This window comes from Pedobacter heparinus, assembly GCF_032678725.1.
Taxonomy (GTDB): domain Bacteria; phylum Bacteroidota; class Bacteroidia; order Sphingobacteriales; family Sphingobacteriaceae; genus Pedobacter; species Pedobacter heparinus_A.
Genome location: NZ_JAVTSC010000015.1, coordinates 1 through 20831, shown reverse-complemented (window position 1 = coordinate 20831; position 20831 = coordinate 1). Strand labels below are relative to the sequence as shown.

Annotated in this window: 20 protein-coding genes; 5 read left to right on the top strand and 15 right to left on the bottom strand. The window is 44.0% G+C overall.

Features of this window, described 5'->3' with window-relative positions; translation table 11 throughout:
* Positions 1-3: 3 nt before the first annotated feature.
* The 3 genes from R2Q85_RS19975 to R2Q85_RS19965 are packed head-to-tail and all read right to left on the bottom strand — an operon-like array spanning position 4 to position 5747.
* Positions 4-3207 carry a multidrug efflux RND transporter permease subunit gene (locus tag R2Q85_RS19975; RefSeq protein ID WP_316813563.1) on the bottom strand — a complete coding sequence of 1068 codons (3204 nt, stop codon included), beginning with the start codon at positions 3205-3207 and terminating at the stop codon, positions 4-6.
* Positions 3208-3225: 18 nt separating this feature from the next.
* Positions 3226-4389, bottom strand: coding sequence for an efflux RND transporter periplasmic adaptor subunit (locus R2Q85_RS19970; RefSeq protein WP_316813562.1), 1164 nt, complete (start codon positions 4387-4389; stop codon positions 3226-3228).
* A complete protein-coding gene (locus tag R2Q85_RS19965; RefSeq protein WP_316813561.1) occupies positions 4386-5747 on the bottom strand; it encodes a TolC family protein in 1362 nt (453 codons plus the stop codon). The genes R2Q85_RS19970 and R2Q85_RS19965 overlap by 4 nt, the downstream gene beginning before the upstream one ends.
* 104 nt (positions 5748-5851) lie before the next feature.
* Between R2Q85_RS19965 and hemW the strand changes: the two genes are divergently transcribed.
* Positions 5852-6991, top strand: a complete 1140-nt coding sequence (gene hemW / locus R2Q85_RS19960; protein WP_316813560.1) for a radical SAM family heme chaperone HemW — start codon at positions 5852-5854, stop codon at positions 6989-6991.
* An 18-nt stretch (positions 6992-7009) separates the two neighbouring features.
* Positions 7010-7798: an SDR family oxidoreductase gene (locus R2Q85_RS19955; protein ID WP_316813559.1), complete on the top strand. Its 789-nt coding sequence runs from the start codon at positions 7010-7012 to the stop codon at positions 7796-7798.
* A gap of 1 nt (position 7799) precedes the next feature.
* Here R2Q85_RS19955 and R2Q85_RS19950 read toward each other — a convergent pair whose 3' ends face one another.
* Genes R2Q85_RS19950 through R2Q85_RS19940 form a run of 3 tightly spaced genes read right to left on the bottom strand, consistent with a single transcriptional unit; the run spans position 7800 to position 12218 of the window.
* Positions 7800-8930 (bottom strand): formylglycine-generating enzyme family protein, encoded by a 1131-nt coding sequence (locus tag R2Q85_RS19950; RefSeq protein WP_316813558.1) that lies wholly within the window; start codon positions 8928-8930, stop codon positions 7800-7802.
* 40 nt (positions 8931-8970) lie between these two features.
* The gene (locus tag R2Q85_RS19945; protein WP_316813557.1) at positions 8971-10239 is read right to left on the bottom strand and encodes a DUF1501 domain-containing protein; all 1269 of its coding nucleotides are present in this window, start codon (positions 10237-10239) and stop codon (positions 8971-8973) included.
* Positions 10240-10256: 17 nt separating this feature from the next.
* Complete coding sequence (locus R2Q85_RS19940; protein ID WP_316813556.1) at positions 10257-12218, bottom strand: DUF1800 domain-containing protein; 1962 nt, start codon at positions 12216-12218, stop codon at positions 10257-10259.
* A gap of 122 nt (positions 12219-12340) precedes the next feature.
* On the opposite strand from R2Q85_RS19940, the gene R2Q85_RS19935 reads away from it, so the two are divergent.
* From R2Q85_RS19935 to R2Q85_RS19925, 3 genes are all read left to right on the top strand, one after another.
* The gene (locus tag R2Q85_RS19935) at positions 12341-14446 is read left to right on the top strand and encodes an alpha-galactosidase (RefSeq protein ID WP_316813555.1); all 2106 of its coding nucleotides are present in this window, start codon (positions 12341-12343) and stop codon (positions 14444-14446) included.
* A 53-nt stretch (positions 14447-14499) separates the two neighbouring features.
* The gene (locus tag R2Q85_RS19930; protein ID WP_316813554.1) at positions 14500-15051 is read left to right on the top strand and encodes a fasciclin domain-containing protein; all 552 of its coding nucleotides are present in this window, start codon (positions 14500-14502) and stop codon (positions 15049-15051) included.
* A gap of 552 nt (positions 15052-15603) precedes the next feature.
* A complete protein-coding gene (locus R2Q85_RS19925; protein WP_316813553.1) occupies positions 15604-16161 on the top strand; it encodes a hypothetical protein in 558 nt (185 codons plus the stop codon).
* A gap of 10 nt (positions 16162-16171) precedes the next feature.
* Here R2Q85_RS19925 and R2Q85_RS19920 read toward each other — a convergent pair whose 3' ends face one another.
* The 9 genes from R2Q85_RS19920 to R2Q85_RS19880 form a co-directional block, all read right to left on the bottom strand.
* Positions 16172-16807 (bottom strand): DUF6266 family protein, encoded by a 636-nt coding sequence (locus R2Q85_RS19920; protein WP_316813552.1) that lies wholly within the window; start codon positions 16805-16807, stop codon positions 16172-16174.
* Entirely contained in the window at positions 16794-17462 is a 669-nt protein-coding gene (locus R2Q85_RS19915; protein ID WP_316813551.1) for a hypothetical protein, read from the bottom strand. The genes R2Q85_RS19920 and R2Q85_RS19915 overlap by 14 nt, the downstream gene beginning before the upstream one ends.
* A 185-nt stretch (positions 17463-17647) precedes the next feature.
* Complete coding sequence (locus R2Q85_RS19910) at positions 17648-18097, bottom strand: peptidoglycan-binding protein (RefSeq protein WP_316813550.1); 450 nt, start codon at positions 18095-18097, stop codon at positions 17648-17650.
* 59 nt (positions 18098-18156) lie between these two features.
* Complete coding sequence (locus tag R2Q85_RS19905; RefSeq protein WP_316813549.1) at positions 18157-18543, bottom strand: hypothetical protein; 387 nt, start codon at positions 18541-18543, stop codon at positions 18157-18159.
* Positions 18544-18595: 52 nt separating this feature from the next.
* The gene (locus R2Q85_RS19900; protein WP_316813548.1) at positions 18596-19237 is read right to left on the bottom strand and encodes a DUF6266 family protein; all 642 of its coding nucleotides are present in this window, start codon (positions 19235-19237) and stop codon (positions 18596-18598) included.
* A gap of 79 nt (positions 19238-19316) precedes the next feature.
* Entirely contained in the window at positions 19317-19643 is a 327-nt protein-coding gene (locus R2Q85_RS19895) for a hypothetical protein (protein WP_316813547.1), read from the bottom strand.
* A 128-nt stretch (positions 19644-19771) separates the two neighbouring features.
* On the bottom strand, positions 19772-20050 hold the full coding sequence (locus tag R2Q85_RS19890) for a hypothetical protein (protein WP_316813546.1): 279 nt from the start codon (positions 20048-20050) through the stop codon (positions 19772-19774).
* Positions 20051-20150: 100 nt separating this feature from the next.
* Complete coding sequence (locus R2Q85_RS19885; protein ID WP_316813545.1) at positions 20151-20432, bottom strand: hypothetical protein; 282 nt, start codon at positions 20430-20432, stop codon at positions 20151-20153.
* Between the two features lie 183 nt (positions 20433-20615).
* Positions 20616-20831 (bottom strand): MauE/DoxX family redox-associated membrane protein (locus R2Q85_RS19880; protein ID WP_410478901.1); only part of this gene is annotated, 216 nt, incomplete at its 5' end.

Sequence of the window (20831 nt, the reverse complement as noted above, 5' to 3'; positions counted from 1 at the left end):
TTATCATTGCTTTTTTTCTTCATCTTCAGGATCCTCATCCAAATGTAAAGTATCCAGATGATCTTCCGGTTTATAGCTTGCCTGTAATTCTGCCAGTTTCCGTTTTCCGTAAGCTATCCTGGTGATGATCACGAACAGCACAGGTACAATAAACAAGGCAAGTACGGTAGCCGAAAGCATACCTGCGGCAACAGTCCAGCCAATGGTTTGCCGGGATACAGCTCCAGCCCCGGTCGAAATGATCAACGGAACAACACCCAGTATAAACGCCAGCGAAGTCATGATAATTGGCCGCAGTCTTAACCGCACCGCTTCAATGGTGGCAGCAATCAGCTCCATACCCCAGTCTACCCGCTCTTTTGCAAATTCCACAATCAAAATGGCATTCTTTGCCGATAAACCGATCAGTGTGATCAGTCCGACCTGGGCGTAAATGTTGTTATCCAGCCTGGGAAGAAAAGTTAATGCCAGAATTGCTCCAAATAGCCCCAGCGGAACTGCCAGCAGGATAGAGAAAGGAACCGACCAGCTCTCATACAATGAAGCCAGCAACAGGAATACAAAAACAATGATCAGTGCAAATATCATCGTTGTACTATTTCCAGCCTCTGTTTCCTCCAGACTAAGCCCCGAGAAATCATAAGCATAATTTGCAGGTAAAGTCTGTGCAGCAACTTCCTTCAAGGCATTCAGTGCATCCCCTGAACTGGAACCGGGTTTGGCTGCCCCACCTATTTCAATAGACCTGAAGAGGTTAAAGTGATTGATGATGGAAGGGTTTTCTACTGTTTCATAAGACACAATAGTACCTAAGGGGACTGACACGCCCTTGTTATTTTTAACATACAACTGTTTAAGGTTTTCAATATTACTGCGGTAATTGGTATCTGCCTGGCTAACTACCCTGAAGTTCCGTCCATATCTGGTAAAATCATTGATATAACTGCTACCGAGATAAGCAGAAATTGTACTATACACTGCTCCTATGGAAACACCCATTTTTTTTGCCTGCTCCCGGTTTACATGCACCTGATAATTTGGTGTTCTTGAGTTAAACAAGGTATAGGCCATTCCAATTTCAGGCCGTTGATTGGCAGCGCCCAAAAATTTCCCCACATTGCCCTCAAACTTCTTGATGTCACCGGCCTGTTTTTCCTGGATCTGCAGGGTAAACCCGCCACTTATCCCTAATCCGGGTATTGGTGGTGGTGCAACCACCAGCACGCTTCCATCCTTATCGCCGGTAAAGTCTTTTGTAACCCCTGCCATAATTTCAGAAACCGTCCTTTTCCGGGTTCCCCAATCGTTCAGCTGGACAAAAAATGTAGCTGCGTTAGATTTAAATGAGCGGTTTAAAATGTTAATTCCGCCAATAGAGGTGATATTCTTCACTTCAGGGTATTTTTTCTGAATTGTTTCGGTAATCCTTTTAACAAATGCCGCAGTACGGGCAGTAGATGCACCCTCAGGTAAATTCACCCCCATCAGAAAAATTCCTGCATCCTCATTAGGTATAAAACCCGAGGGTTTCTTCACAAACAAACCAACCGTCCCAACATACAGACAAGCCAGAATAATCAGCACCATGGGCACGCTTTTCAGCGCTTTTTTTACACCATTGGAATAACTATGGGTCAATTGGCTAAACCAGGTATTAAACTTAAAAAAGAATCTATTTAAGCCCCTCGAATCCTTGTTCAGGTTCATGGGTCTGAGCAATAAGGCGCAAAGGGCGGGAGTAAGTGATAAAGCAACAAAGGCCGAAATCAACACCGAAACCGCAATAGTAATTGCAAACTGCTGATACAGCTGTCCAACCATTCCAGGTATAAAACCTACCGGGATAAATACCGCGGCAAGAATCAGCGCTATCGCAATTACAGGAGCCGTAATGTCGTTCATGGCCCGACGTGTAGCATCAGGTGCCGAAAGCCCCTCATGATCGATGTAATGCTGTACCGCTTCCACCACCACAATGGCATCGTCTACCACGATACCTATTGCCAGCACGAATCCAAACATAGTGAGCACGTTAATGGAAAATCCGAATAAGGTAAACAAGATAAACGTTCCAATAATAGATACCGGAATGGCCAGTACAGGAATTAAAGTGGCCCGCCAGCTCTGCAAAAACAAGAATACCACAATGGTTACCAGGATCAAGGCCTCTATCAACGTATGCACCACACCATTTATAGATACCTTAACTACAGATACCGTTTCATAACCAACTTTATAATCCAGGTCATCCGGAAAAGATTTTTTCAGTTCAGCCAGCACCTTCTCAATCCCATCAGCTGTTTGTACAGCATTCCCTCCCGGCGTTTGGTTAATGGCCATCATAGAAGCCACTTTGCCATTAATCTTTGAACTGGTGGCATAGCTGAATTCTCCCAGCTCCACTCTTGCCACATCTTTAAGGTAAACCGGCGATCCGTCTTCGCCACTTTTAACAATGATCTGTTCAAACTGCTCTTTGGTATTTAAATCACCATCCAATACCACAGAAAACTCAAAAACCTGGTTGCTATTTTGTGGAGGACCACCAACACTACCTCCCGGAATCCTTGAGTTCTGTTCCTGAATAGCAGCCGAAACATCCGCAGGCGTCAGGCTCAGCCTGGCCAGTTTGTTGGCATCCAGCCAGATGCGCATGCTAAAAGGCTGCCCAAAAGCCTGTACGTCACCCACCCCGGGAACCCTTAATAAAGCATCCTTTACATAGATATTAACATAATTGGAAATAAATTTCTGATCGTAAGTACCCTTTGGGGAATACAAGCCCAGCACCATTAAAATATCATTGTTCGCTTTCTTGGTTGTTACACCTAATCTTCTTACGGCCTCAGGCAATGCAGGCTCAGCAATGCCAACCCTGTTTTGCACGTCAAGCGCGGCAACATCTATATTGGTACCTACATCAAAAGTAACCGTAATGGATGAACGTCCATCAGCCGTACTGTTCGAAGACATATATTTCATTCCCGGTGTACCATTGATCTGGCTCTCAATCGGCGTGGTTACGGTTTGTTCAACTGTCTGCGCATCGGCCCCAGTATACGTTCCGGATACCGTAACCGTAGGCGGGGCAATGTTCGGGTATTGACTGATGGGTAAGGTCGTGATCACAATTGTACCTACCAGAACAATTAATATAGAGATAACAATGGCTGTGACCGGTCGCCTGATAAATACTTCTGAGATCATATGCTGAATGCTTTAAAACTATTTTTTAGCCGCTGGATGAGCAGGTTGGGCATTCGCTTCAGCCGCTGGGGCTGTAGTAATTACCGAACCAGTCCTCACATTTTGCACGCCATCAACCACTATAACTTCAGCCTGCTTAAGGCCTTCACTCACCACCACATCCTGGCCAAACTGCGTACCCAGTTTAACAATACGCTGTTCTACCTTACTGCTGTCTCCCACAACAAAAACATTATATGCCCCCAACTGTTCAACAACTGCTTTGTATGGAATAACCAGCTGCTGCGTTTTAGCCTTATTCAATACCTTCAGGTTTACATTCATTCCTGCAACCAATGTTCCTTCTGCATTTGGGAAACTGATCCTCACTTTAATCGTCCCCGTAGCCGGGTCAACTGCCCTGTCAATCGCCACGACCTTTCCATTCCGTTTATATAGCGTTCCATCCTGCAGTTGTATGCTGAAAATTGAATCTTTTACCGCCAAAGACATGCGCTGCAATTCAGCGAAATGAGGAATTTTACTCTGGTTAACCGCAACATCAACTGCTATAGGACTATTTGTAGAAACCGTATTCAATAAAGTTGTACCTGGTGATGCCAGTGCCCCCAGTTTTACCTGCGAGATCCCGATGGTTCCGGTAAGCGGAGAAACAATAATAGAACGCTGCAGGTCTGCTGCAGCGGAAGATACTGAAGCTTCAGCAGCAGCGACCTGCGATGCCGCATTAGCCAGATCAGTAAGTGCATAATCTACACGTTGTTTGGCTACAGCATCCTGTTCAGCCAACCTGGTGTAGCGGTCTGCGTCCTTTTTCGCTTTGTCCCTGTTGGCTTTTGCCACGGCGGCATTTGCCTTTGCAGAATTGTAGGCTGCCAGGTATTTTGTGCGGTCAATTTCATACAGCTTCTGACCTTTTGTTACTTTCTGTCCGTCCTTTACATATATGGCTGTAATGTATCCCCCCACCTGGGCACGCAGCTCTACTTCATTTAGGGCAACCACAATCCCCGGATAGGTGTCAACGGTAGTCACCAATTGGTCTGCTACTGCATAAGTTGTAACCGGTATAGCAGGTGGCGGTCCCTGCTGCTGTGCAGATTTATCTGCATTTCCGCAGGATGCAATCGTTACTGAGCTTAAAATAACGATGCCTATTTTTATGGAACTGATCTTCTTCATTGCTGGTTATTGTTGTTTAAAGAGATGGTACCTAGTGCCTGTCTGACATCCAGTTTCGCAGAAAGCAGGCTATATAATGCATTTAAATAATTCAGCTGTGCGGTCCGCAAATCCGTTTCAGAAGTCATCAGGTCTAAATAAGATTTTATGCCCTCATCATATTGCAGCTTTATGGTATTATAAACCTGCTTGGAAATGATCACATTTGCGTTCGCTGTTTTCCAGTCGTTCAAATTAGACTTATAAGTGGCTAAAGCCCGCTCATAATCAGTATTGATCTGGTTTTTTACATTTTCCAGATCCAGATCCAGTCTTTTCTCCAGCAATTGCGATTTTTTAATCTCCTGAGTACGTTTTGTTCCCAAAAAAACGGGAATATTCAGTTTTAGTCCAGCAACTGAACTGGGAAAGGACTCCTCATATAAATTACTAAAATTGTTATTCATATAATTCCATCCATAGTTTATAAATCCAGACAGTTTGGGCAAATAAGCCCCTTTGGTATAGCTGGTATTGATTTGCTGAAGCTGCTTCTGCGTTAGCAACTGCCGGTATTCAATCCGGTTCTGATAGTTCAACAGTTGGGTAGTATCCAGTAACACTTCCTGTTCCATCGTATTGCTGTCAAATCCCAGGCTAAATTCCGTGTTTGTACCATATCCAATTAATTCTTTCAGGTAGGCATATTTATATTTCAGCAGTTCATCCGTACGCTTCTTATCTGCCCTGGAGTTGCTTAAGCTAATTTGTGCCCGCTGGTAATCTGTTTTATCAACCAGTCCGCTTTCATATTGTGCGCGTGCATCTTTAAGCTGCTTTTCCAGGCGGGCTGTATTTTCCGAAATGATCTTTAATTGTTGCTGGCTGGTCAGAATATCATAAAAAGCTTTACTCACCTCTACAATGGTAGTTATCCTTTTGTTTTCCGAAGCCTGTTTGTATTGTTGTCTATAGAATTTGGCAGATTTCGAAGCCTGTATCAAGCCCGCATTTAAAAACTGCTGATCTGCCTGCAGCGTTACAGCCGAAGTATTTTTTGTACCGAAAGTGATATAAGATGTTTCCCCATCTATGGTCAGCGCATTTACCTGCTGTTTAAGGTTATGGTTCAAACTGGCGTCTGCATTAATTTGTGGAAGCCATCCGGATAATGCCGATTTAATATCCCGTTCTCCTATTTCCTCGTCGATCAGGGCCTGTTTTACTTCCGGTTTATGCTTTAGTGCATATTCGATCACTTGTTTAAGACTCGCGTCAATAAGCAAGGGCCTTTCAGCATCAGTTTGCGCATGCACCGGTGCTGAGATAAATATTGGAATTGTGGCAAGCAATACCAATACTAAATTGGGTGTTCTCATTGAGCACTTATTTAGGTAGGTGACTGTCTATTAAAAATGAAACACCTAAGCCCTAAAATAAGTTTTAGTTATTTTATTGTTTAGCTTAACCTTACCTTTGCAACATGTCCGGCATTTACATCCACATCCCATTCTGCAAAAAGGCCTGTACCTATTGCGATTTTCATTTTAGCACTTCTTTAAAATATGCGGATGAAATGACCGATGCCATTTGCACTGAGCTCCTTAAAAAAAAGGACAGGGTAACCGGCCAGGTAGGCAGTATCTATTTCGGAGGAGGCACCCCCTCTGTACTTCCGGCTAAATCTTTTGAAAAGATCTTCAATACCTTAACCCGGCATTTTTCCATTTCATCCGGAGCAGAAATCACCATAGAGGCCAACCCCGATGATCTTCATGCAAAAAAAATTGCCGAGCTGAGACAATTGCCTGTAAACCGGTTCAGCATAGGCATCCAATCTTTTTTTGAGGAGGACCTGATCTGGATGAACCGCGCGCACAACGCAGCGGAAGCCGAAGACTGTATCAAACGCAGCCAGGATGCCGGTTTTGAAAACCTGAGCATTGACCTCATTTATGGCTATCCCTTGTTAAGCGACAGCAAATGGCTGCACAATATCAATAAGGCAATTGAATTCCAAACCCCTCATATCTCGGCCTATTCACTTACCGTCGAACCCCGCACTGCCCTGGCCAGTGCCATTAAGAAAGGACAGCAGCCGCCGGTTAATGATGAACAAAGTGCTGCCCAGTTCATCATCCTGACAGATCAGCTAAAAAAAGGCGGCTTTGAACATTACGAGATCTCTAATTTTAGCCAGCCGGGCAAATATGCCGTTCACAACACCAATTACTGGAGGGGCATTCCTTACCTGGGCATCGGGCCTTCAGCCCATGGATTTGACGGTCAGACCCGCTACCTCAATATGGCCAGTAACGCTGCTTATTTAAGCGCTATCCAGGCCGGAAATCTGGCCGAGACCATAGAAGAACTGAACATCTATGACAGGTTTAACGAATACATCATGACTTCCCTGCGTACAATGTGGGGTACCGGGCTCCGTAAAATTGAAGCCGATTTCGGCAAGCTTTTTTTAGCAGAGATCTTAAAGAACAGCAAACCTTTTGTAGAAAAGCAATGGCTGGTTAAACAAGATGAGCACCTGGTTCTGACACAGGAAGGTAAATTATTTGCAGATCATATCGCATCTGAATTATTTCTGATACAAGATGAGCATCTTTAACCATCAATATGGGAACGTATGAAGAATAAAGTGGTCTGGATTACCGGTGCCTCATCAGGTATTGGAGAAGCGCTGGTGTATGCTTATGATCAAATGGGCGCAAAGCTGATCTTATCGGCCCGCAACCGCGATGAGCTCTACAGGGTTAAAACTGCCTGTAAAAGCCCTGTAAACATCCATGTACTGCCCTTAGACCTTGAAAACACAAGCTCATTGGAAGCTAAGGCCGAAGAAGCCATCCGGATTTATGGGCATATAGACCTGCTGATCAACAGTGCAGGGATCAGTCAACGTAGTTTGGCCCTTGATACAAAATTGCAAACCGAACAGCGACTGATGAACGTAAATTTCTGGGGAACAGCTGTACTGAGCAAAGCAGTCATACAAAATATGATTGCCCATGGTGGCGGAAAGATCGTCTGCATCAGTAGCCTGGTTGGCAAATTCGGCACACGTTTACGTTCTGCATATGCTGCTTCCAAACATGCACTGCATGGTTATTTTGATTCATTGCGTGCAGAAGTATTTGATAAAAACATCCAGATCACCATCATTTGCCCCGGTTTCATTAAAACCAAAGTATCGGTAAATGCCTTAACAGCCGACGGCAGCCCGCAGGGCACAATGGATAGCGGACAGGAAAACGGGATGTTACCGGATGAATGTGCCAGGCAGATCATCCTGGCCGTTCAGCAAAACAAGGAAGAGGTATACATTGGCGGTAAAGAAACCAAAGGCATCTGGTTTAAGCGCTTCTTTCCGCTCAGGTTCTCTAAATACATGAGAACTGCAAAGGTAACCCGTTAAATTAATCAGCCACGCACCTGAACCCCGTATTTTCCAGGCCAGTATCCATAGAAGACTTCATTTTAGAGCTTACCCGGTAGCCCTTACAATAGGAAGAATGACACATAAACGAACCGCCCCTGATGATCTTTTTCGGGATGGTTGGTTCATCAGCATCATAGCTTTCAACAGGCCCTTTAGGATTATTTACTTTTCCTTTCAGGGTTTTATAATAATCTGCAGTATACCAGTCAGCTGTCCATTCCCATACATTTCCCGACATGTCGTAAAGGCCGTAACCGTTTGCAGCAAAAGACCTTACAGGAGCTACGCTGGAAAAACCATCTGTTTTTAAATCCGTATAAGGGAACTCACCCTGCCAGGTATTTGCCTTAACCTTACCTTTATCCAGGCTTTCATCTCCCCAGGGGTACTTCTTGCTTTTTAAACCGCCCCTGGCCGCATACTCCCATTCAGCTTCAGTAGGCAGTCGTTTTCCTGCCCATTTCGCATAGGCCGAAGCATCAATCCAGGAAACCTGGGTAACCGGGTAATTGTCCTTGCCCACAATACTACTTTTAGGGCCCTGGGGGTGTTTCCAGCTGGCACCAGTTGTCCAGCGCCACCATTGCGAAACATCATTGAGGTTTACCCGCTTCGTTGGTTTCGAAAAGGTTAAAGCTGCCGGCTGCAACAATTCTTCAGCAGGTTTCGGTGTTCCCGGCGGCAATTGTTTTTTCAGCTCTTCCCAATCCGGCTTGCGCTCGGCCTGTGTTACATAGCCTGTAGCCTTTACAAAACGCGCAAACTGTGCATTGGTCACTTCGGCCTCATCTATCCAAAAACCGTCCATAGCTACTTCATGCGCAGGATATTCGTCAGGCCGGCCTTCATTATCGGCCGCACCCATCACAAAATTACCGGCGGGTATAAATTTCATCCCTTCATGAGAAGCCTTGCCTTGCTCATCACCGGTGCCAAGCGAATCAATCTGAGCAATGGAGCCAAACCTTTTAGGCAGACTAGAATTACAACAGCTGGAATCTGTTTTTGCAGCCGTATCAGCCTGTGAGGCATCAGCTTGTTTTACATTTTTTTGATTACAGGAGGTGATTGCGATCACCGCTACCAAGGATAAAATAACTCTTTTCACCTTGCAAAATTAAGGATAAAATAAATAGCTGAGCAATAAGCTAACGCATTACACCGATTTTGTTACCTTCCCAGTCCGGGAAAAGCACCTTATCATTACTGATGTTCAGATGCTTGTCAGCTACTTCGCTGAATACACTTCTAAAATCAGTAGTAACAGCCAGGTCCCTGCCGTCTTCCAGGTTTTCAACCGCAAGTGGATTTACCAAACCATGTACCAGGCCTCCATTTACACCGTTACCTAAAATAAAGTTACACGATCCGCGGCCATGGTCTGTTCCGCCTGTCCCATTTTGTTTTACCGTACGGCCAAATTCGGTCATGGTCATCACCGTAACGTCATCCTGGTAAGTACCCATATCCGCCCAAAAAGCCATAATGCTATTGCTCAAATCGTTCACATTCCTGGCAAAAATACCGGTTTCTGCACCCTGATTAAAGTGGGTGTCCCATCCTCCCGATTCAGCAAAAGCCACTTCCATGCCCACATCCATTTTAATGAGCTGGGCAATCTGTTTCAATGAATTACCCAATGCCGTATTCGGATATACTGCATTGTTTGATGGCCTGTAGTTCTTCGTATCAACCTTTTGAAGCATTTTTATCGCATCAAAACTTTCCTTTCCGGTTTCTTTTAACAAGCCCGAAGAGGTGGTATCGTATAAATCTTCAAAACTTTTGGCAGCCATATTTGCCCCCTTTACATTTCCTCTTAGTTGTATGTTGAAATCCTGGAGGTTACTGATGGCAACAGCCGGATTATCACCGTAAAATGAACGGGGCAACGAAGAAGTCAAACTAACTCCCTGAAATGGCGTCGCTGCATCGTGTCCAAGTAAGCCAACTGCTCGGTTTAACCATCCGCTATCCGTACCCTTTCTAAAGGGAGTTCCCGATTCCATATAATCCTGCGCATCAAAGTGCGAACGGGTATTGTTTGGTGAGCCGATACCATGCACTATAGCCATTCTTTTTTCCCTGAACATTTTTTCAAAAGCCACCATAGAAGGATGTAAACCAAAATGTCCGTCCAGATCAATCAATGGTGTATTTTTCCCATTTCCCCTGGCCGCATCCATGAACAAGGTCGGCCTTGCAGCCTTTAAATATTTGTCAGTAAATGGCGTTACAGCCATCAGACCGTCCATTGCTCCACGCTGAAAAATGCAAACCATTATTTTTTTCCTTTTAAATAAACCAGGTGCTTTTGTACCGGCAACAGCCTCTGCCAAAAAACCGGGTATCCCGCCTAATCCAATTCCAAATAAGGCCAGCCCTCCTGCTTTTATAAATCCTCTTCTTGAAGTCATGATGATATTTTTAAGGTTTATTTACGTTGAAATTCCGGTGATCCGATGATTACACCTACTACCTGTGCCAGCATTGCATTATTGCCTGCTGCAAGTGTAATTGCATTTGCTTTTTTACCATATCTTTTTTTAGCAGGCTTATCTTCAACAGCCATCATCTCCATATCCATGGTTTGCGGTGGTGTTGCTTTAGCAGCTGCAGTTTCTACTTTATTTACCAGATCAGGGTCATTTAACATGGGCTTTAACCGTTTAACCGTCTCTTCCAAGTTACGTTCAGGCATAATGATCTTGCTGTAAGTAAGCAATGCAGCATCAGCACTCTCCGGTTCATGATTGTTATTTAAGGAAGCCAGATTAATTTTAACTCCCGGGATGCGTTGGGTGGCTAAGGCCAGTCCGAAGTTCATCCTGTTTAACAAAGAACCGGTATTGATCCAGTATTGTCCCTTATCGGGAAAACCTGTCGGAGCCTGGTAATAATACATTCTCTGGCCCATTTTGTTAATCCAGGAATACAGCTGATAAGGCTGTGTAATTTTAGCATCTAAGCTGCGTACCGCACTAATGGCCAGTTCAAAAGGAGATTTTGTTTTTTCCCTCAGCGCATTCTTACTCCAAAATTCCGGTGAAGTTACCATACTGATCATCACCTGTTTAATGTCACCATCCGTTTTGGAAAAAGTTTTAGCCATTCTATCTACCAGGACCGGCGAAGGGTTGTCATTAACAAACCGTGTTGCCAGTTTTCTAGCAATAAACTTTGCCGTAGCAGGATGATGCGCCAGCATAGACAAAAGTTCTACCCCTTCTTCGTATCCCCCATTTGCAGGGAAACGCTTACCCAATACCACTTTCTCTCCATTATCATGGCGTGTAGGCATGAAAAGAAAATCACCATCGTGCACAAAGCCCCTTTTTTCCAGGGCACTTTCGCCTAGCCTGTCCATCAGGTTTTTGGCTGCCGATCCATAGCCGTTATCCCCCATTGGGGCAATGGTCCAGCCGGTTAAAACTCTCGCCGCCTGCGTAACATCATTTTGTGTATATCCTCCATCCACACCTAAGGTATGTAGTTCCATTACCTCACGGGCATAATTTTCATTCAAGCCCCCCTGTTTCTTTTTAGGTTGCAGCTTTTTTAATGCTGCTGAATTTGCTTTCGGATTTGGCCTTAAGGCCTGGCGCCTTTTCATTACCTGTGCTTCGCCCATCTGCATCTGCATGCCATCGTTACTGGCTACCGGCTGCCCGCTGCTCGAAAAATTATCCAGGTACATCAGCATCGCTGGCGACTTTGCAGTTGCCAGCAATAAAGCTTCGAATTTACCCGTTACATTTGGCCTGATCACATCACGCTCATAAGCAGGGATAAACGAAGCACTTTGATTTTTTGTTAAAGAAACATTAAAGTGGTTGAACCAAAAATCGGTCAGTAATTCATGCAACTGGTTGCTGGTATACGTTGCCCTTAATATCTTCTGGTTAAAAAACTGACGGTAAAGTTCCTGCTGAGGTTTATACCCCTTCGAATCCATAAAGGCTTTCACTTTTTGCCGGTATTCCTTGCCATCGGTCTTATTCACAGAATCTTTATCGATAAAACCATCTTTAACTGCCATGCGAACCGCCTGTCCGGGACGAGGATATTTATTCTCTACTTCTGTATTACTCAGATTAATGTCTTCATATTGGCTCAGCAAATGGTCTAAAGAGTCGTCCCTCAGCTTTCCATCCAGCTGTTGCTGAAACCATTTTTCCAGACCTGTTTTAACAACTTCATCAATGTCATCGTCTTTAGCCCCGTAAGTAAACCTGCTTAAAAGATGCGCAGCTGCCTGCCGTTCATCCAATCCTGCCTGTTTATAGGGAAAAGCAAACTTTACCGCAGCCGGTTTCTCCTTTTGAAAAGAGGAACACAGTATCGCAATAAAAAGCACAAATACAAATGAATAGATAACTTTCGCTGGTGTTTTCATACCCTGTTTTAATTTGATTATAATGCTATGACCATAGAAATCTGATAAGGATTAATCAATATTTGTAATTGATGCATTATAATCCTAATTTCGGCTCATACACAATCAAAACCAAATCCATAATGCGACTAACCAAAATATTCCCTTTACCTTTGCTGTTACTCTTTACCTGTGCGTCTGTCTTTAACAATGCCTATTCACGGGTACGTACACTTGTAGAATTAAAAGGTTGCAAAGCCGTATTGACTGGCAATTTACTGATACTGGAAAATGATCATTTGAGCAGAAGTTACCACTGGAATAACGGCGACCTCATCAGCACGCAGCTTAGCGATAAAAAAACGAAGCATACCTGGCTGCTCAATGGAACTAAGCCCGACTGCATTTTACCTGGCAGCGGCAAAGCCGAAAGTGGAAAATTAACAGTAGAGGAAGTCGCTGCGACTGCCATTGCACCGGCCTATCTAAAGGCGCAGGTAGATGTTAAGTTTGGGCCACTCTTTGTAAGAAGGGTTTTCAGGATCTATCCCGGCAGTCCGGCCATTGCCTGCGATTTCTATCTAAAAGGTTCAATAGCCGCAAAATGGGCAACCGCCAATTTAAACGTCGGTGACCTCCGTAACATTGAAAAAATCGAGGCCATAACTGATGGCAAGGCAAATCCGACCATCATGGAGACGCTTTCTTTACCCGGCAAACACTGGCGCTTAAACGCAGTAGAATTTTTTGATGTGACAGACCGCAGAAACAACCTGGTCCAGGAATATCAGCAATTGCTTTACAATGGCGAAAGCCGGCTGAAAGGAAATCTCTTATTCATCAATGAGGTATTGAGCGACCGCGGTATTTTCATTTTAAAAGAAACACCAACTGCCGAAGCACAACTGGCCTATCCTGGCTTTGATTTCCTGGCTCGATGGGGAAGCGTGCAGGCTGCAGGTATTGGCGTACAGTCACAGGATATCCCTAAAGACGATTGGGTCCGCTGTTATGGTTTTGTAACCGGGGTAACAGCCAAGGGTAATCTGGGCAAACTGCAGGCCCTGCGCAGCTATCAGCAAAACCTGCGCACACACCTGCCGGGACGTGATGACATGGTTTTACTGAACACCTGGGGCGACCGCAGTCAGGACAAAAAGATTGGCCACGATTTTAGCCTCAACGAGATCAGGGCAGCCCATAAACTGGGCCTCAGCCATTTCCAGCTCGACGATGGCTGGCAAACCGGCCGTTCAGCCGCATCAGCATTATCCAAGGGCAGTTTCGAAGGCATCTGGAAAAGACATGACTACTGGCAGCCAGATGTAGCAAAGTTCCCTGATGGTCTAGGCCCCCTGGTCACCTTAGGCAAAAAACTCGGCATAGAGGTTTGTGTGTGGTTTAACCCCAGCCAGGACAGCAGCTATGTACATTGGCAGGATGATGCCGGGGCATTGATCAGTTTATATCAAAAATACGGCATCCGTACATTTAAAATTGACGGTGTTCAGGTATTGGATAAGCAGAGTGACGTCAATATCCGCAAAATGCTGGACACCGTGATGAAAGTAACCAATGACCAGGCTGTTTTTAACCTGGACGTAACCGCCGGCAAAAGATACGGATATCATTATTTTAATGAATACGGCAATATATTCCTCGAAAACCGCTATACCGATTTCGGCAGTTATTACCCCTACTGGACCTTGCGGAACCTATGGATGCTGTCGCGGTACGTACCGGCGCAAAACCTGCAGATAGAATTCCTCAACAATTTCAGAAATACAAATAAATATGCCAAAGATGATCTGCTGGCTCCTTCAACCGTTAGTTTTGAATATGAATTCGCTTTGACCATGATGGCCCAGCCCCTGGCCTGGATGGAAGCCAGTGCTTTGCCAGAAAAAGCCTTCAGCATCACACCAACAATAAAGAAATACAGAAGCCTGCAATCCAAACTGCATTCCGGACAAATATTCCCCATAGGTACTGAACCTACAGGATCATCCTGGACAGGTTTTCAATCCATCCAGGATGACGAGGGTTATTTGCTGATCATCAGAGAACGCAATGAACAGGTTAAACAAGCTGTCCAGACCTGGCTGCCCGCTGGTAAAAAAGTTAAATTGCAAGCCGTTCTTGGACAGGGAAAAAGCACTGTAGCGGAGGTAGATCCAGAGGGCCGGATCGAATTTACCCTGCCGGCACCTAACAGCTACGCACTTTATCAATATCAGCTAATTAAATAAAATTAAATCCACACTGATTTTTTCTTCGTATCTGTCTGTATAAAACAGAAATTATGAAACGAATTATTTTATCAGCAATTGCCATAGTAGCTTTGGCATTCTCTACACAAGTTTACGCTCAAAAAAACCCAATGGTGGGTGGAGCTGCCATGTATGCCACCAAAGACATTGTTGACAATGCAGTAAACTCTAAAGACCACACCACGCTTGTTGCTGCAGTTAAAGCTGCGGGCCTGGTTGAAACCTTAAAAGGAGCAGGACCATTTACCGTTTTTGCGCCAACAAATGCAGCCTTCGACAAATTGCCTGCCGGAACTGTTGCGACCCTATTGAAACCTGAAAACAAAGCCGCTTTAACCAAAGTATTGACTTATCATGTGGTTGCAGGCAAATGGACCGCGGCAGACATTGATAAAGCCATCAAAAAAGGAAAAGGCAAAGCAGAAATCAGTACTGTTCAAGGAGGCAAATTATGGGCCTGGATGGAAGGAAAAAAATTAATGCTTAAAGATGAAAAAGGCGGCAGTGCAACTGTGACTATCGCCAATGTTATGCAAAAAAATGGGGTGATACATGTGATCGACAGCGTATTGATGCCCAAATAGAAAATTGAAATGCTGAGGGGGATAAGTGTGAGCCGGTACTTAATAGTGCCGGCTTTTTTACAGGCATAATGCCTACCGGGAACATGGGAAATGGCAATATGACACTATAATTACTAATTTATAATCATTCCATATTAGGTGTTTTAAGAGTTTTAACAGCGTATGGATCATTTGTGTACACAAGGCTAAGTTGTACTATACAATTCGTTAAATCGTAGATAAATGCGTCTACAGGAATACTATAGTTGTATTGTTCAACTCAACCGTAATTTTATCGTATAATTTTAGAGTACATACTTAATATCAGTAAGATAGGGTGTTGGAGATTTCCGAAACATTTTGATAACTTTGATTATTATCTATGAAACAAATTAAATTTCAACTGTATTAATTGTATGAAAAAGGTCTTTCAAAAGCCTATCAAACTAAAAGATTCTAAAGTTAAAGGAACAAATGCTTCCCAAAGGCAAGTTATTACCTTAACTAAACGGTCTGCAGAGGAATTATCAAAATCAAGATGCGCGGCTTATGCCTATTTAATTCCTTAATTTCTTGTCAGACCATTACGCTTATCACAAGGTAGGGCAAGATATTGCGCACAATAAGGAAAATCTTATCCATGTAGTAACTTATAATTTTAAATCTCCAAACCATATGTATTTGGTTGAGATCGAAAAGTATAAGCATAATACATTCGTCATAAAATACTTCCTTAAGAAACACAAGAAAAATAAATACAGATATAATTTGCTATCAGGTGAGTTTAAATGTAGACCGATTGTGATGACCGTAATCAACATCTTGATGGATATTCTGAACCGCCATGTAGCTGGAAGTTTTGCATTTATTGGTGCTCATACTACAAACAGAAAGGGAAAAGACCTGGAGACCAAGAATAACACTAAAAGATTCCGTGTTTACCGCAGATTAGTAGAAAATAAGATTGGGCCTAAAACTTTTACCCACTATCAAAGTGAAAATGGCAGTGGCTACTTGCTAATTAATAACCAGCTGCCAGATGTAAATAAAGCTAAGGATAACATTACAGCTATGTTTAAGCGCGAATACCCTGAGCTTAGTGGTTTAGTTGTAACATGTCAGAATGAATAAATGAGTGATGCTAAACCACTATTTCACCTAAATAAACGGTAGTACTCACTGCGTCTCCCTTTGCATTTACAAAGTGTTGCCAGCAATGTACCGTATCGCCTGCAAAATCTTCGGGCAACTGCAATACCGCTTCTTTCTCCTGCCTTGTGGCCACATTTGTAAAAGTAACAAAGGCTTCTTTTGCGGGATTGTAAATGATAAAGCTGGCCTGGTCATCATCATTGCAAAAAACGGATGCTGGTCCGTTATCCCATTTGATACTCAATACCGCATTTACCAGGCATAATACTTCCAGTATCCAGGATACCAATAATTCACCTCTGCTGAATATGGCTTTTTTAAAATCGATATGGTAATCGGGGGCATCTCCTATTACGGTTTGTGTCAGGTGATGAGACACTGCCCTGTTCATTGCCGTTTTATCGCCGGTCAGTATCTGGTAGCCTATATTGATGATGTTCAGCAAGGGCTTTAACCAGCCCATAACCAGCGCAAATTTTAAGCGCTGGTTAATCTGTTTTGCTGTTGGTGCGTTTGTGGTTTCGGGTACTGCCCTTAAATAAGCTATGCCCCGGCATGTAGCGCCAACCACGTTACCCACTTTTCCGGAGATTGCCCCGTTTATTCCATTCTTATATCTTGCCATGTTCGTTTTTTCTAATTATTGTCCATTGATATTCATCTATATTTTCCGCGTCATTGGTTAATGCTGGCAGCAGATCCAGCAATAGCAGCGCATTTTTATTATCGGTTAATATCTCATAACCGTTTGTATTGTAGTAATTGCAGTAGCTTTCCGTTGTCTCCTCATATACCTCTATTTTATTCAATACAAATTGCATCATGCAATGAAACAGTATGATGTCTATTGGCTCGTAATACCAATGCAGGTTGTCTAATATGCTTTTATAACTTCCGTCACATTCCATTGTAAAAGCGTAATAATGATAGGTAGTCTCTGCAGCTTCGTTAAAGTCATCGTTATTGATTACCTCAATCAGGTCAAGGTTATTGATCATCTCGTAGGTAGCACAGCATTGGCATAGCTTATCTATAGAATTCACAATGTGTTTTACGGCTACGTCTTCTACGCCTCTTAGCAATTCAATTTCCGCAGCTATTGATATGGGTTCATCGCCTTCCGAAAGCCAGTTTCCTTGTTCTGCTTTTACCAGGTCTTTTAAATCTTTTAACTCATTTTGCATGGCGAGTAAAAAGCCGTGGCGCAGTAGTTCTATGATGATAAAGTTCATCACATGGAGTACGGAGCCGGTTATTATTTCTTCTTCTTTATAGTTCATAATTTGTTTGTTAATGATTTGCGATATCTTTTGTCTTCCAGAGGGAGTGTTTTGTCATCCAGAGCGAATGTGAAGGATCTATTACCTCATAACTTCGTATAACAATCTCGGTGGCCGGTCGAAGGCTGCGCCTGCTAAGTTCCCTTCGGTCACATACCAGCCAATGCCTTCTCTCCGGCATACCTCTATTGTTTTAAAATTATCCAATCTGCATACGCCTTAACCGTTCTCTTGTGCCTCATCCGCCTATATACACCCTGGCCTTCTCTGCTCCCTTCAACATTTGTATTTCCCTCCAACGTTAGCAAAAAATCTCCCTGCAACCGCTCCAGCAAGCCAACGTGTGCAATCCGGTTTAATTCCGGAAACCAGATGCCAAACACATTGCCCGGCAGGGCATCCTTTGTTAACCGCGAAGCGGGAAACAGCGCAGGCGACCATGCCGTTTTCGGCTGGGAATAACCGGCCTTATGAAAGCACCAGCTGACGTAACTTGCACAGTAAGGATTTCCTTTTTTGAATCCGGTATACGCAAGATATTCCTCTACTCTGGGCCCATCGTTGTTACCTGTTGCCTCCCTAACCCCCAGCTCTGCTCTAGCTATTCGCACCACGTCATCGCGTTTTCCCGTCATCTCGACAGAGCGCAGCGACGAGAGACCTCTTGAACTATGCCCAACGGACATAGAGGGGCTTACACCACCGCCCCTAAAACCCCAACTGCTGCAAGCAACAACAATGCAAAGGCCCCAAAATAAAACCCTAACTGTACACATAACTTCATTTCTCTAAAATCCAATACCAGCTCACCTAGCTCCGGCAAACCCAAACTCATCCAAAAGCGGTTGAGCAACCACCAGCACAAGCCAACCACCATTAAAAAGCAGATCAGGCTCAATACAATCAGCAACCAGATACTCTGGTCAATATAACCGGCTGTCTGGTCAATCCACTTTATCAATTCCGGAATGGCCAACCAGAGAAATAACAGCAGCCCAAACAACCGGTGTTCTTTTTTAACCTCATTTACAAGGTTAATGAGGTTCATACCCCAATACTTAATATTTAAATCTCTTATCATAACGCTATTTTTAAAGTAAAAACGGGGTGGTGCAGCGCACCACCCCGTTAAATTAAAGAACCAGGAATTCTCCTACATGAAGTGAGTCACTCACCTGCTTACCATCTGCACTTACAAATGAAATGTATACCTGCACTTCATCGCCGGAGTATCCGGGCAAATCAAGCACATAGGCCTCTGCTGATCTTGGCGCAGCACCAACCTTTTTGGTATAGTTACCTTTTGTTGGGTTAATGGCCAACACGGTTACCATATCAGTATCATTGGTACTATCCGGATCAGAATCATCAATCCAGCTAAAGTTCAACTTATTCGCGATAGTGATCGCTACCTCTGGCTGCTCCGCCATTGGCAAATTCCCTTCGCTTATCATCACTTTGGCATAATCAATGGCGTAGTTTAACGCACTGGTACCAGTAACCGCATTCTTTATATGATAAGAAGTTGCAGCATTCATAGGAGTCATTCCCTTGTTAAATTGCTTATAACCTATGTTCAAGAGTGGTTTAAGCGGCTTTAAAAAGCCTTGTACAAAAGCCATTTTGGCTTGTACGTTTAACTGCGATGCAGTCGGGGTGTAATCCCCGAAATCCGGGACACTTTTTAGATAAAATGTCCCATTCCATGAGCTCCCAACCACGGTGCCCACGAGACCTCGAAATGGGCCGAGGATGCCCTTTTTGTATTTTCCCATTGCATTTTTTTTAATGGGTTATTTTACGATTGCAACTTTGTTAGCCTGTTGTTAGCAATGTTATTAATCAGGTTTTTCTTTAAAAAAATCGTGGAAGCTTCGCTATCATCCGATCCACCGCAGCCTTAAATTCCTTGGCTGTGCCCTGCCAGCTAAACTTAACCCGCTGTTTTACCTTAAGCTCCAGCGCTACCACCTCCTGCACAAAATGGCAGATCAGTAAACGCTCCAAACCATCGGCACATTGTAAAGGATAAGGATTGCTGCATCTTTGTTCAGCACCCGTATCAATAGCTGCACTGTGCAGCTTCATTTCGCCAACAAAATGTAAAACCTCCATCAGGTTAAAAATCCGCTGCAGTTTACCCGCACTTTTAAAAACCAGGCAGCCCTGCCGGTTCTTCATTTTGTAAATCGTGAGCAACAATTCATCATTGCACATTAAATAAAAACGTTAATCTAAATTGAGGGCAGGAACCATTCTCCTGCCCCCGGGCCTTGCCCAAATTCAAGGCCCTGTTTAACCCTAAAGGCTTACTGCTGGTAAATCACCTCTGGCGGTAAGCTCAGGTTAGTCGGTGTACCTACAGCACACTCGTTTACTGTCCCGCTGCAGCCATAGTAATTCTCGGCGTCAGTTTTACTGCCCAAAAAAGGGTTGGTTTCTTCCGGTGGGGCTTCGCCACCTGTCCGGTGCCAGGTATATTCCTCATCATTAGCAGCTGGCATGTTTGCAATCGTTGTGGCAAAAGCGCCCAGGGTAGCAACTGTTAGCGCAACTACCATCATACTTGTTTTGAAGTTTCTCTTCATGATTTTGTTTTTTTAAAAATTAATAATTAGACATTTATATTCTATTCACGCTTCCGGACGCGGTAATATTCAAGGTTTAAGCATAGGCCTGCCAAAAAGATTAATTCTGGTAAAGCACCGCCACAGGGCCTCCAAGCGGATCAGCAGGTATACCAACTGCACACTCATCAAAGCTGCCATCGCAACCATAGTAACTTGCAGCTTGATCTTCTGTGCCTATAAAATAACTTTGTTCATTAGGTTGTGGATTACCGAAGGTTCTGTGCCAGGTATACACTTCCGCTGTTGCTGCAGGCGTATAGGCCAGTTTTGTAGCAAAGGCGCCTATTGTGGCCAAAGCCAGGGCAATGATCATCATGTTCTTTTTTAAGGTGGTTGTCATTTTGTTTATTTATAAGTAAGTAGTTAATTATTAGCTTAATAAGCTCGTTATCGTTGCGCATGCCCCAACCCGTCATCTCGACGATAGGAGAGACCTCTTGAACTGTGCCTAAACAAGAGATCTCTCGTCGCTGCGCTTCCCTCGAGATGACGGGATGGGGCATGCACACCCTACTATGGTGCTTTATAGCGACCGTTTAAACGGCCATTTACCCGCTACGCCCCTCAACCCCAACCACGCCACCCCCATAAACCCAGCGTTAAAAATCAAATGCCCCTTCCAGGATAGCAAGCTAACCACACCGCCACAACTACAACCCAACTTCAATCCCGACAGCATCATCCCACCGATATACAGCTCAAACACCCCCAGCAATACAAACGCTGCTTTAAACCCGAT